This window comes from Arthrobacter silviterrae (assembly GCF_011045165.1).
Classification (GTDB): Bacteria; Actinomycetota; Actinomycetes; order Actinomycetales; family Micrococcaceae; genus Specibacter; species Specibacter silviterrae.
In genome coordinates this window covers 155170-168155 of the sequence record NZ_JAAKZI010000003.1, presented here as the reverse complement: position 1 = coordinate 168155, position 12986 = coordinate 155170, and the positions used below count along the sequence as shown (strand labels likewise).

The following is a 12986-nucleotide window of genomic DNA, read 5'->3' as shown; positions in this document are numbered from 1 at the left end:
AAGGCTAGCGCCGTGCGGCCGTCGCGATCAGGGTCACGGCGCGTTCGACGGCGTACACAGGGTCCTTTGCCGCACCCTTGACCTGCGCGTCCGTCTCGGCCAGCACCTGGATGGCGGCCACCAGGCCGTCGCCCGTCCAGTGCCCGGCATCACGGCGGGCACTGTCCACCTGCCACGGCGACATGCCGAGATCCCGGGCCAGCTGGGCGGAACTGCCCCGGGCTGAAAACACCTTGGCCACCTGCCGGACCTTCATGGCCAGGGCGGCCACCAGGGGCACAGGGTCGACTCCGGTGGCCAAGGCATGGCGCAACGTCGACAGGGCCAGGGGCGCATTGCCGGCCAATGCGGCGTCCGCCACCCTGAAGGCCGTGGCCTCCACCCTCCCGCCGTAGTACTTGTCCACCTCCTCGGTGCCGACAGTCCCCTCGGAGTCCGAAATGAGCTGCTGGCACGCCGCCGCCAGCTCGGAGAGGTTGGCACCGACCGCCGCCACCAGGGCGCGCACGCCCGGCGAGTCAATCCGGCGCCTCGCCCGCTGGAACTCGGCACTGACAAACGCGGCCTTGTCCTGGTCCTTTTTCAGCGCCTGGCAGTCAATCCGCGGAACACCGGCGGCCTTGAGTGCGTCCAACAGCTTCTTGCCCCGTGTCCCCCCGCTGTGCCACAGGGCCACCGTGACGTCCGGGGCCGGATCCGCCAGGTAGGCGAGGGTGTCCGCCAGGAAGTCGTCATTCATGGCTGACAGCCCGGAGATCTCCACGAGCTTTGGCTCGGAAAACAGGGACGGGCTTGCCGTCATGGACAGCTTGCCCGGCGGGTATTGCGCCGCATCCAGGGCGGTGACTTCAAGTTCGGGGTTGGCCGCCCGCAGTTTCGCGCGCAATTGTTCCAGGACCCTGCCGGCAATAAAGTCCTCGGGCCCGTACATCAGCACGATTGGTGCCAGCGGCACGTCACGCCAGTCTGCCGTCGGGACTGCCGCACCGCCGCGCGGGGCCGGGCTCACAGTGCCATCCCGATCCGTGCCAGCGGGGGAAGGATTGCATTGGCTGATCCCGGGGAGGTTGTATTCACGGGATCAACTGTGCCACTTCGCCCGGGGATTCCCAAGCCGCTCATCCGCCTCCCACCGCCGCTGTCCACAGGGCGGCGGCCAGGGCTGCGGCCGCCGTCAGCGGGCCGAATCCGATCAGAATCCGCCACCGGGGCGGAACAGCACGCTGCATGGACTTCAGCGCGGCCGCAAGCCGCTGCCGCTCCACCAGGGCCACGAGGGTGCCCAGGACCGCCACATTCAGCACCGCCATCAGGACCAAGCCGGCCGCGCCGCCGGGCCACGGCAGGCTCGCCGCGGGCAAGGCTGCCATCCAGCGGGCGACGGCGGCCACCCACCACGAACCCGCACCGGCCACCACCGAACACGCATCAGCCAGTGCCGGCACGACAGGCGCCAGCACCATCGCGACGGTGCCCGCCATGGTCACGAGCGCAACAACGGGCGCCGCGGCCATGTTGGCGGGCACGGTGTACAGCAGCAGCCGCGGCTGGAGCAGGACGATGACGGGCGCACAAAACAACTGGGCGGCCAGCGGAATCGCCACAGCCTGCGCCACGACGGCTGGGAGCCAGGCTCCCAGCCAGGTGGCGCACCGCCGCCCCACCAGGTGGAGGCCCAATGTCGCCAGCACCGACAGGATGAAGGCGTAGTCCAGGGACAGCCAGGGGTCCGCCACCAACAGCACCAGGATGCTCACGGACAGCAGTGTCCCTGCCCGCCTGGGGCGCCCGCCGACCATCGCCAGGCATCCGACAGCCCCCATGACGGCCGCCCGCAGCACGCTCGGGTCGGGGCCCACCACCGCCACAAAGCCTGCCAGGCCAAAGACAGCTGCGGCACTGGAGGGAAAGGCGGGAAGGTGGACGGTGCGCAGGGCCAGCATGAGCATGGTCAGGACCAGGGTGCAGTTGGATCCGCTGACGGCCGTCAGGTGGGTCAGGCCCACTGTCTTCATCGATTCCCCCAGGGCGGGTTCCTGGCCGCTGCGGTCCCCCATGACCATTCCCGGAAGCAGCCCCGCGGCGTCCTGTGACAGCCTGCCCCACGCCCGTTGTGCCGAGGCGGCCAGGGACGCCCCAAAGTGGGGTCCGGCACCGCCGGGGCGAACGTCCAGCGGCGGCGTGGCGGGCCTGAGAATCCCGGCCATGGAGTCCTGCAAGGCGCCCGGAGCGACGGTGCCCGCCGTGTGGACGGTGGCCCCCTGCGGCAGCCGCGACCATTCCTGCCCGGCAATGACCCGCACCGGCAGGTTTCCCGTCAGCAGGCTCCCTCCCCCGGTGGCCTGGTGGATGACGGCGTCAAAGATGAACTTGCGGGGTCCGTACGCAGATTCAAGGGGTCTTGGCGCCGAGGAGATTTCCATCTCGACGGTCAGTTCCATCCCCCGGGCCACCGCCACCGCCAAAGGGGAATGCTGTCTGTCATATTGGCGCAGCGCGACACCGGCCAGGAGCGTTCCGAGGCACGCTGCGGCCGCCATCAGGGCAAGGGCGGCCGCCCCGGCGCGCCGGCGTTTCACCATCCGCACCGCCGTGGCGGCCACCACGAGGGCGGAGCCGGCGGCCCCTGCGGCAGAGAACGACCACGGCAGGCCGATCGCGGCGATGGCCCCTCCCCACGTTGCCGCAACGGCGGGGACCATGCGCAGGTCGGGACGCCGGGGCGGACCCTCGGCGGCAGCGTGTCCGGCCTCCTTGGCCCAGGCGGCGACCGCCACGGCCACCCGTGCCCTGGCCTCCCGCAGCCGGTTGAGGATGGCAGGCGGAATGACTCCGTTGTGCCTCTGGCGCAGATTCCCCGTTCGCGGTTCCGGTTCCTCTCCCGCGCCTTCCTTCCGCCCACCCTCCACTGCTGCCCTGGAGTAGCGCGCCCACCGGGAGTCGGGGGCCCTCATCCGACAGTCACCAGCGGGCGCAGCGTGGCCAGCATTTTCGGGCCAATTCCGGACACCGAGCCAAGTTCGTCCACCGACTTGAAGGGGCCGTGGTCCGCCCGCCACTGCACAATCCGCTCCGACATGACAGGCCCCACCCCGGGCAGGGCATCAAGTTCCGCGGCGGTGGCGGAGTTCAGCGGCACCAGCCCGGCCGCGGCCCCGCCCGGACCGGCGGCGCTCCCGCCCGGACTACCGCCTGCGCCACCTGCTGCCCCTGCGCCGGCGCCAGTTCCTCCCCCGGCGCCCGGTACGCCCCCGGCGGCGGCCTGTTCAACCGTGGGCACCAGGATTTGGGTGCCGTCCACGACCATTGCGGCCAGGTTGACGGCCGCCAGCTGGGCGCCGGGCAGCGCCCCTCCCGCCGCGTCAATGGCCTGGAAGACACGGCTGCCCGCGGGCAGGACAACGATCCCGGGCTTTTTCACGGCGCCCACCACGTGGATGGTCGCCGTGCCTGCCCCGTTCCCCCCACCGGCACCGCCCGGCGTGCCGGGAGGTGCGGCACCCGAAGACGGGCCCGTGGCGGCGCCTGGGGGCGCCGGGCCGCCCGGCACTGTGCCGGGTGCCGCCGTCGAACCTGGCAGCGGCGGCACCGCAACCTTGGCAGGACCGCTGGAAGCGAGCTTGGCCGACGCGCCGCTGACCCCGGCCTGTTGCATCCAGAGCACGGCAACCACGGCCGCTGCCATCGCGAGCAGCACCACAACCGCGCGGGCGGAAATGATCCAGCGCGGCCCCCGGGGTGCGCGGGTGCCCCGGCCCTGGCCGCCGGTCCGCCCGGCGGCAGGCGTCCATGCGGGACCACCCCCTTCGGCTCTCATACCCACACTCTAGGTGGCCGCACGGAGGGGAACGGGGGCTCCCGGGCCGGCTGTTGACGGCTAGCTGCCGGGCTGCACCTGTGGAGGGCCCATTTCACCGGAAACGACCACCACCAGGGCGCCCAGCCCTGCGTGGGCGGCCAGCACGGCAGGCAGTCGCGTCAGCACGGGTGCCGCAAGGCCGGGACGTTCGGCCTGCAGTGACTCCCCCAAGGCGCGGGCCTGGTCCTCGTTGCCAAAATGGTGCAGCCCCACCCGCGCGGTGCCCGGAGCCCTGGCGGCAAGGTCGTCAAGGGTGAGCCGTTCCAGCCGGGCCACCGCCTTGCCGGCGGACCTGACCTTTTCCAGCGGGACCACTGCGCCGTCCCGAATTCCCAGCAGTGGCTTGATGTCCAGCACGGTGCCCACCCACGATGATGCCAGGCTGATGCGCCCGCCCCGCCTCAGCTGTTCCAGGCTGGGCACGTAAAAGTACACGGCGGCCGTGGCGATGGCTTCCTGGGCGGCTGCCATGACCTGGTCGACGGCGGCCCCCGCGGCGGCTGCGGCCACGGCGGCCTGCACGCCCACGCCCTGTGCCAGGCCCACGGTGGCCGAGTCCAGGACCATGACGGGGATCCCGGACCTGTCCGCGGCCAGCTGTGCCGCGTCCAGGGTTCCGGAGAGCTTGCCGGAAATGTGAATGGACAGCACGGCGTCAAAGCCCGCGTCGACGGCGCCCTGGTAGGCCTTGTCGAACTGGCCGGGCGAGGGCCGTGAGGTGCTCACCGCGGTGCCCGACGCCAGGGCGAGCGACATGGCGGCCTCCAGCTCGGAGTCGTCGTCGGAAAAGACGTTGGCCCCGATGATGACAGGCATGGGGACCACGGTGAGCCGGCCCCCGCCGCCGTGGAGTTCCACCCAGTCGTGCGGCAGTGCTGACGCCGAGTCGGTGACAACGGCCACGCGGACGCGTGGGCCGGCCCGTCCCGGAACAGCGGGCTTGGGGCGCAGCCGGGCGGCCTGGCTGCGCAGCCAGCCGCCACCGGCCACCTTGTCAGTGCTCATTTTCCCCTCCCGGGCGGACGCCTATGCGGGAACGATGTTGACCAGCTTGGGCGCCCGGACAATGACCGTCCGGATCCCCCGCCCGTCAAGGGCCTTTTGCACGGTCGCGGAGGCCAGGGCCAGTTCGCGCAACTCTTCCTCGCTGATGTCCGGGGACACCTCGAGGCGGTCGCGGACCTTGCCCTGGATCTGCACGATCGCCGTGATGCTCTGCTGGACCAGCAGGGACTCGTCGACCTGCGGGAAGCCTGCATTCGCCACGGAGGCCGGGTGGCCCAGCACGTTCCACATGTCCTCGGCCGTGTAGGGGGCGAAGAGGCTCAGCAGGATCGCCACGGCCTCGGCGGCCTCACGGACGGCCGGATCGGCGGGCCCGGATCCGGAGTCGATGACCTTGCGGGTGGCATTGACCAGCTCCATGAGCTTGGCCACCACCACGTTGAACTTGTGGCCTTCCAGCAGGGCCTTGGCCTCATGGATGGTGCGGTGCGTCAGTGACCGCAGGGCGGCATCCCCCGTGGACGGGTCCGTTCCGGTGGCACTGGCCACGCTGTGGGCCAGGCGCCAGGCGCGCGCCAGGAACTTTGCCGAGCCCGACGGCGACACGTCGGCCCAGTCGACGTCGTCCTCCGGGGGCCCGGCAAAGACCATGGTGAGCCGGACGGCGTCGACCCCGTAGCGGTCCAGCTGCTGGCCCAGGTCCACACCGTTGCCCAGCGACTTGCTCATGGCCTTGCCGCCATTGAGCACCTGGCCTTGGTTCAACAGGCGGCTGAACGGCTCGGTGGCCTCCAGCATGCCCATGTCGTGGATGACCTTGGTGAAGAAGCGGGCGTAGAGCAGGTGCAGGATGGCGTGCTCCACGCCGCCCACGTATTGGCCCACCGGCATCCAGTCGTTGACTTTGGCCGGGTCGAAGGGGCCGTCCGTGTACTGCGGGGAGACGAAGCGCAGGAAGTACCAGGACGAATCCACAAACGTGTCCATGGTGTCGGTGTCGCGCTTGGCCGCGCCGCCGCACCGGGGGCAGCTCACGTTGACCCACTCTGCTGCTGCGGCCAGCGGCGAGGTGCCCTTCGGCGCCAGGGACTCGCCGCGCAGGTTGTCCGGCAGGCGCACGGGCAGCTGGTCATCCGGCACCGGCACCTCGCCGCAGTCGGGGCAGTGGATGATGGGGATGGGGGCGCCCCAGAAGCGCTGGCGGGAGAGCAGCCAGTCGCGGAGGCGGAAGTTGACGAATTTTTCGCCCGTGCCCAGCTTCTCCAGGATGGCGATGGCGGCCGGAATGGCCTCGGCCTTGGACAGGCCGTTGAGCTCGCCGGAGTTGATCAGGGTGCCCTCGCCGGTGGTGGCGGTGCCGGTCGCGGCGGGGTCTTCCTCGCCGGTGTCCAGGACGGCGCGGACGGGCAAGCCGAAGGCCTTGGCGAAGTCGAGGTCGCGCTGGTCGTGGGCGGGCACGGCCATGATGGCGCCCGTGCCGTAGTCGGCCAGGACATAGTCGGCCGCCCAGACGGGCAGCTTTTCACCGGTTAGCGGGTTGATGGCGTAGCGGCCCGTGAAAACACCGGTCTTGGTGCGTTGGGTGGACTGGCGCTCGATGTCGCTCAGGGCCTTGACCTGCTCGCGGTAGTCGCTGAGTGCCTCGGCGTGCTCGGCCGTCACCAGTTCCAGGGCCAGGGGGGCATCGGCGGCCACCACAAAGAACGTGGCCCCGTAGAGGGTGTCCGGGCGGGTGGTGAAGACCGTCAGTTCCTGTTCGGGCTTCCCGGGGCCGGCGGCCTCAATCACAAACCGCACGTGGGCGCCCTCGGAACGGCCGATCCAGTTTTTCTGCATGGCCAGCACGCGGTCCGGCCAGTTTCCCTTGAGTGCGTCCATGTCATCAAGCAGGCGGTCGGCATAGTCGGTGATCTTGAAGTACCACTGGTTCAGCGACTTCTTCGTCACGATGGTTCCGCAGCGTTCGCAGGCGCCGTTGACCACCTGTTCGTTGGCGAGCACCGTCTGGTCCTTGGGGCACCAGTTGACGGGGGAATCCTTGCGGTAGGCCAGGCCGCGCTGGTAGAAGCGCGTGAACAGCCACTGAGTCCAGCGGTAGTACTCGGGGTCTGAGGTCTGCAGCCGGCGGGACCAGTCCACGGAGATGGCGTAGCGCTTAAAGGACTCCGCCTGGGTGTCAATGTTTGCGTAGGTCCACTCGCTGGGGTGGGCGTTGCGCTTGATGGCGGCGTTCTCGGCCGGCAGGCCGAAGGAGTCCCAGCCGATCGGGTGCAGCACGTCGAAGCCGAGCTGGCGCCAGTACCGGGAGACAACGTCGCCCATGGCAAAGGCCTCCGCGTGGCCCATGTGGAGGTCGCCGGAGGGGTACGGGAACATGTCCAGGACGTAGCGGCGTTCCTTGGAGCCGTCGTCGAGCGGGGTGAAGACCTTCAATTCCTCCCAGACGGCCGGCCACTTGGCCTCCATCGCGGCGAAACTGTAGACGCCCTCTTCGCTGTTCTCTTCCGTCTGGGACTGCACGCTCACGTACCCTGCCTTTTCATTAATCAATGGCTTCCTGCACTGCCCTGCCCTGCCCTTTACACACAAAAGCCCCTCGACATGGCAAGGGGCGGCCGCTTCGGTGGTTGCGGCTAGGTAAGGAGGAGGAAGTTGTGCATTCCTTTACTTTAGCGCACTTGAAGAACGACGGCGGGGGCCCGCCTTCCCAAGGAAGGCGGGCCCCCGCCGGGGTGCTTCGGGCGGTGCCCGGACCCGGTCGCTACTTCACGTCTTCGTCAACCCAGTCCATGGACTTGGTGACTGCCTTCTTCCACAGGCGCATCTGGCGGTCGCGCTCGGCGGCATCCATTTGCGGGACCCAGCGCTTGTCCTCCGACCAGTTGCTGGAGAGCTCGCCCAGGTCATTCCAGAAACCGACAGCCAGGCCGGCCGCGTAGGCCGCCCCAAGCGCCGTGGTCTCGGTGACCTTCGGGCGGATCACCGGCACGCCGAGGATGTCCGCCTGGAACTGCATGAGGGCGTCGTTGGCAACCATGCCGCCGTCGACCTTCAGTTCCGTCAGGTCCACTCCCGAGTCGGCGTTGACGGCGTCGAGCACCTCGCGGGTCTGGAACGCGGTGGCCTCCAGCGCCGCCCGGGCGATGTGGTTCTTGTTGACAAAGCGGGTCAGGCCCACAATGGCGCCGCGGGCGTCCGCGCGCCAATACGGCGCGAACAGGCCGGAGAACGCGGGGACGATGTAGACGCCACCATTGTCCTCGACAGCGGCCGCCAGTTCCTCCACCTCCGGCGCCGTCTTGATCATGCCGATGTTGTCGCGCAGCCACTGGATGAGCGAGCCGGTGACGGCGATGGAGCCCTCCAGCGCGTAGTGCGGCTTGGCGTCGCCAAGCTTGTAGCCCAGCGTGGTCAGCAGGCCGTTCTTCGAGTGGACGATTTCCTCGCCCGTGTTGAAGATCAGGAAGCAGCCGGTGCCGTAGGTGTTCTTGGCTTCGCCGGTGCCAAAGGCAGCCTGCCCGAACGTGGCGGCCTGCTGGTCGCCCAGGATGCCGGCCACGGGGACTTCGCGCAGCAGCTGGCTGCCGTGGACCGTGCCGTAAACCTCGGAAGAGGACTTGATGGCAGGCATCATGGACTTCGGCACGCCGAAGACTGCAAGGATGTCATCGTCCCACTGGAGGGTTTCCAGGTCCATGAACATGGTGCGGGAGGCGTTGGTGACATCGGTGATGTGCACACCGCCGTCCACGCCGCCAGTCAGGTTCCAGGTCACCCAGCTGTCGGTGTTGCCAAAGAGCAGGTCCCCGGCCTCCGCCTTGGCGCGGGCGCCGTCAACGTTGTCCAGGATCCACTTGATCTTGGTGCCGGAGAAGTAGGTGGCCAGCGGCAGGCCCACCTTGTCCTTAAAACGCTCCACGCCGCCGTCGGCCGCCAGCTCGTCAACGATGTCCTGGGTGCGGGTGTCCTGCCAGACAATGGCGTTGTACACCGGGACGCCGGTGGTCTTGTCCCAGACGACGGCGGTCTCGCGCTGGTTGGTGATGCCGACGCCGACGATGTCGTGGCGGGTGAGGTTTGCCTGCGCCAGTGCCGTGCCGATCACCTCACGGGTGTTGTTCCAGATTTCGGTGGCGTCGTGCTCCACCCAGCCTGCCTTGGGGAAGATCTGCTCGTGCTCAAGCTGGCCCGTGGAGACGATGTTGCCGTCGTGGTCGAACACGATGGCGCGACTGCTGGTGGTCCCCTGGTCAATGGCAATTACGTACTGAGACATCATTGTTCCTTTGTTTGTACAGCCTGCGGTTGGTACTTGGCTGCAACCGCGATTGCAACCGCTACTTCAAGGTCTACTTCAATCCCCTGCGTGCTACAAGGGCTACTTCACGAGCAGTGGCATCCAGTTGGCCATCAGCCCGCCCAGTGCGCCGCCGACGAGAGGTCCGACGATCGGAACCCACGAGTAGGCCCAGTCGCTGGAACCCTTGCCCTTGATGGGCAGCAGCGCGTGGGCAATGCGGGGGCCCAGGTCGCGGGCGGGGTTGATGGCGTAGCCGGTGGGCCCACCGAGGGAGGCGCCGATGCCTACAACCAGCAGGGCAACGGGCAGCGGGCCAAGCCCTGCGGCGCTCTTGCCGAACAGCAGGATGACGAAGACCAGCACAAAGGTGCCGATGATTTCCGTGGCCACATTCCAGCCGTAGCTGCGGATGGCCGGGCCGGTGGAGAACACGCCCAGCTTGGTTGCGGCGTCGGGCTCCTCGTCGAAGTGCTGCTTGTAGGCAACCCAGCAGAACACTGCGCCGAGGAAGGCACCGACCAGTTCACCGCTGATCGAGGTGAAGATGCTGGCGGCGTCCACGGGGACGCCCGGGGCAAATTCCTTGCCGCCGCTGAGCCAGACGCCCACGGTGACCGCCGGGTTAAGCTGTGCGCCGGATTTCGCGGCAACGAAAACGCCTGCCATGACGGCCAGGCCCCATCCCCAGTTGACGAGGTGGAACCCGCCGGCATTGCCCTTGGTGCCCTTCAATGCCACATTGGCGACCACGCCGCAACCGAGCAAGGTGAGCATCATGGTTCCCATCACCTCTGACAGGAACACTATTCCTAGAGACATCTTTGACTCCTTCTATATTTTGTTGTGTATGGCGGGCCGCTGCCGGCCCGCCGTTCTTGAACCCCGTTCCCCGAAGGGGCACTTAGGCAATCAAGCTTTGAACCTGGACTCCGTGGAAACGGTCCAGGACATCTTCGGCGTGGCGGATCTCCTGCTGCTGCTTCGCCTTGGACCAGCCCAGCGGCCCGGCGAGGGCAGCGGCAGTCTCGGCCAGCAACTCGGCGGTCACCAGGCCGCGGAAGGCAAGGGAGGTGCGGCGGATCAGCACGTCCACCAGGTGGCCGATCTGTTCGTGCTCCACCATGAACGCAATTTCGCGCGTGCTCAGCTCATGGGTCGATTCAAAGGGCACGTCCGGAGCCGCGCCCGCGGACAGGTAGGCGATGACCGTGTCCGCCCGGGTGCCGTAGCGCGTCAGCAGCACCCCGGCGCGGCTTGCGCTGATGGCGCCGGTGGCATGCGCGGCAATCCAGGCCTCGACGCCGGCGTCGGTCGCAGGGAAGCCGGCGCCCCCGCCAATGGCGAGCTTCGCCGTCGAGGTTTTCCTTTCGGCGCCCAGGATGGCGAGCACGTCATTGGCCAGGTGCTCGGACAGGGCGCGGAAGGTGGTCCACTTCCCTCCGACCAGGCTCAGCACGGGCACCGTGGCGCCTGCAACGGCCCGGTCGGAACGCTCGATCCGGTAGTCGCGGGAGACGAAGCCGGGGGCCGTTTCGTCATGTCGCGGCAGGGGGCGCACACCGGAGAAGGTGTACACGATTTCATTGCGCGTGACGGGGATTTCGGGGAACACGTGGCCGATGAGGTCGAAGAAGTAGTCGATCTCCTCCTCCGTGCACACGGCATCCTTGGCCATGTCGGCATTGACGTCGGTGGTGCCGACCAGCACGCGGTCGCCCATGGGGTAGATCAGCACGATGCGCCCGTCGGTGTGCTCGAAAAAGATTTCCCGGCCGTTGCACGCGGCCAGCAGGCCTGGGTGGTCCAGGACGATGTGGGAGCCCTTGGTGCCGCCCATGAAACGGGTTTCGGCTCCCATGGCCGTGTTGGTCGCGTCCACCCAGGCGCCGGTGGTGTTGACGAGGACATCTGCGGTGAACGTGAAGGACTCTCCGGTGAGCTGGTCGGTGAGTTCCACGCCGTCGGCCGTGACCGCCGTGGCGGCCAGGTAGTTGGTGGCGCGCGCACGCGCGGTGCCTGCTGCACCCCCGCCCGCCAGCCCGGCCTTTTCGCCGTCCTGGAGCACGTCAAGGGTGAGGCGTTCCGGGTTGTGCACTGACGCGTCGTAATAGGTGGCCGCGTACTTGATGCCGGGGTTCAGGGCGGGGAGCTCGGCCAGGGCCTTGCTGCGCCCCTTGAATTCATGGCGGGGAACAGTGCCGCCGTCGCGCGAGAAGGAATCGTACATGGTCAGCCCCGCCTTGATCAGGAAGGCCCCGCGCTCCTGGGGCTTGCCCTGCTTGTGGGTGAGGAAGCGCACCGGGGCCGCGAGGATGCCGGAGAACGTGCTGAAGATGGGGATGGTGGTCTTGAGTGGCTTGACGTAGTGCGGGGCGATCTTCAGGAGGCGGTTGCGCTCCACGACGGATTCCCGGACCAGGCGGAATTCACCGTTCTCCAGGTACCGGATGCCACCGTGGATCATGTGGGAAGAGGCGCCCGAGGCCCCCTGGCAGTAGTCGCCGCGCTCCACCAGCGCCACCTCGACCCCCTGCAGGGCCAGGTCGCGGAATGTCCCCACGCCGTTGATGCCGCCGCCGATGATGAGCACCTGCGCGTGGGGCCTGCTGCGCAGCGCCTCCACCTGGGGGCGTGTGACGGCCTCCCCCTTGTCCGCAGCTGCATTCTTGCCGGCATTGCCAAGGATTCCCACGTTGACCTCAATCGAGTCCCGTTTCTCTGCGCTCTGGGCGCCTGTTCCAACTATTGTTGGGGGAGGTGAAAAAAATAGTCAACCAGCATGCACAAACGTGCAGAAAGGTCGTGCGTCACATGCCCGCCAAGCGTTCAAAACAGTCGGATACCCTCCGTGCTGCACAAATGTACTATCTGCAGGACCAGACCATGGATGCCATTGCGCGCGAGCTGCGGACCTCCCGTTCCACCGTCTCCCGGCTGCTCTCAGCCGCACGGGACAGCGGCCTGGTGCAGGTCCAGATCAAGACCCCGGCGGACCTGGCGCCGGAATTGGAACGGGTCATCCGCCGGCGCTACAAGGTGGATGTGCACGTGGTGCCCGTGGCGGACACGCTCAATGAGATGGACGTGCTGGACCGTGTCAGCATGCAGGCGGCGCGCACCATCACCCCGCTGGTGGACTCCAACGCCGTCATCGGCGTGGCCTGGGGGTCCACGCTCAGTGCCGTCAGCCGCCACCTGACGCGCAAGACCACCCACGGCACAACCATTGTCCAGCTGAACGGGGCCGGCAACACCCAGACATCCGGCATTACCTACGCCTCCGAGATTATCCGTCGGTTTGGCACCGCCTACGGGGCCAAGGTGGAACAGTTCCCCGTGCCCGCGTTCTTTGACCGCGCCGAGACGAAGCGCCTCATGTGGGAGGAACGCAGCGTCCAGCGCATCCTGGAGTTGCAATCGCGCGTGACCATCGCCATCTTCGGTGTGGGCTCCATCGACGCCGAGGTGCCCAGCCACGTCTACACCGGCGGATACCTGGACTCCACCGACATAGACGACCTCGAGGCCAGCGGCGTGGCCGGGGACGTCGCCACAGTCTTCTTCCGCGACGACGGCAGCGACGAGGGCATCATGCTCAACGAACGCTCCAGCGGGCCCAGCCTGGCCAGCCTGCGCAAGATCCGCCGTCGAATCTGCGTGGTTTCCGGCGCCAAGAAAATCAAGGGACTGCGCGGCGCGCTCGCAGCCGGGCTGGCCACCGAGCTGATCCTGGACGAAACCACCGCCCGTGAACTCGTGGAGCAGGAATCGGCGCAGTCGGACCCCATCTTTGGCTTCCTCAACAGCCTGGACGGCTTGTAA

Annotated in this window: 9 protein-coding genes; 1 reads left to right on the top strand and 8 read right to left on the bottom strand. The window is 68.1% G+C overall.

Features of this window, described 5'->3' with window-relative positions; translation table 11 throughout:
* Window positions 1–4 precede the first annotated feature (4 nt).
* The 8 genes from holA to G6N77_RS03525 form a co-directional block, all read right to left on the bottom strand.
* The gene (gene holA / locus G6N77_RS03560; RefSeq protein WP_306986652.1) at window positions 5–1009 is read right to left on the bottom strand and encodes a DNA polymerase III subunit delta; all 1005 of its coding nucleotides are present in this window, start codon (window positions 1007–1009) and stop codon (window positions 5–7) included.
* Window positions 1010–1118: 109 nt separating this feature from the next.
* On the bottom strand, window positions 1119–2954 hold the full coding sequence (locus tag G6N77_RS03555; RefSeq protein ID WP_165180623.1) for a ComEC/Rec2 family competence protein: 1836 nt from the start codon (window positions 2952–2954) through the stop codon (window positions 1119–1121).
* On the bottom strand, window positions 2951–3817 hold the full coding sequence (locus G6N77_RS03550) for a ComEA family DNA-binding protein (protein ID WP_165180622.1): 867 nt from the start codon (window positions 3815–3817) through the stop codon (window positions 2951–2953). Before G6N77_RS03550 ends, G6N77_RS03555 begins: the two co-directional genes overlap by 4 nt.
* Before the next feature lie 60 nt (window positions 3818–3877).
* Complete coding sequence (locus G6N77_RS03545) at window positions 3878–4864, bottom strand: DegV family protein (RefSeq protein WP_165180621.1); 987 nt, start codon at window positions 4862–4864, stop codon at window positions 3878–3880.
* A 21-nt stretch (window positions 4865–4885) separates the two neighbouring features.
* Window positions 4886–7390 carry a leucine--tRNA ligase gene (gene leuS, locus G6N77_RS03540; RefSeq protein ID WP_306986657.1) on the bottom strand — a complete coding sequence of 835 codons (2505 nt, stop codon included), beginning with the start codon at window positions 7388–7390 and terminating at the stop codon, window positions 4886–4888.
* A 235-nt stretch (window positions 7391–7625) separates the two neighbouring features.
* Window positions 7626–9140 (bottom strand): glycerol kinase GlpK, encoded by a 1515-nt coding sequence (gene glpK, locus G6N77_RS03535; protein WP_165180620.1) that lies wholly within the window; start codon window positions 9138–9140, stop codon window positions 7626–7628.
* 102 nt (window positions 9141–9242) lie between these two features.
* Window positions 9243–9983 carry an MIP/aquaporin family protein gene (locus G6N77_RS03530; protein ID WP_165180619.1) on the bottom strand — a complete coding sequence of 247 codons (741 nt, stop codon included), beginning with the start codon at window positions 9981–9983 and terminating at the stop codon, window positions 9243–9245.
* An 82-nt stretch (window positions 9984–10065) separates the two neighbouring features.
* On the bottom strand, window positions 10066–11850 hold the full coding sequence (locus G6N77_RS03525) for a glycerol-3-phosphate dehydrogenase/oxidase (protein ID WP_370875251.1): 1785 nt from the start codon (window positions 11848–11850) through the stop codon (window positions 10066–10068).
* 173 nt (window positions 11851–12023) lie between these two features.
* Here G6N77_RS03525 and G6N77_RS03520 point away from each other — a divergent pair, with 173 nt between their 5' ends.
* Entirely contained in the window at window positions 12024–12986 is a 963-nt protein-coding gene (locus G6N77_RS03520) for a sugar-binding transcriptional regulator (RefSeq protein WP_370875201.1), read from the top strand.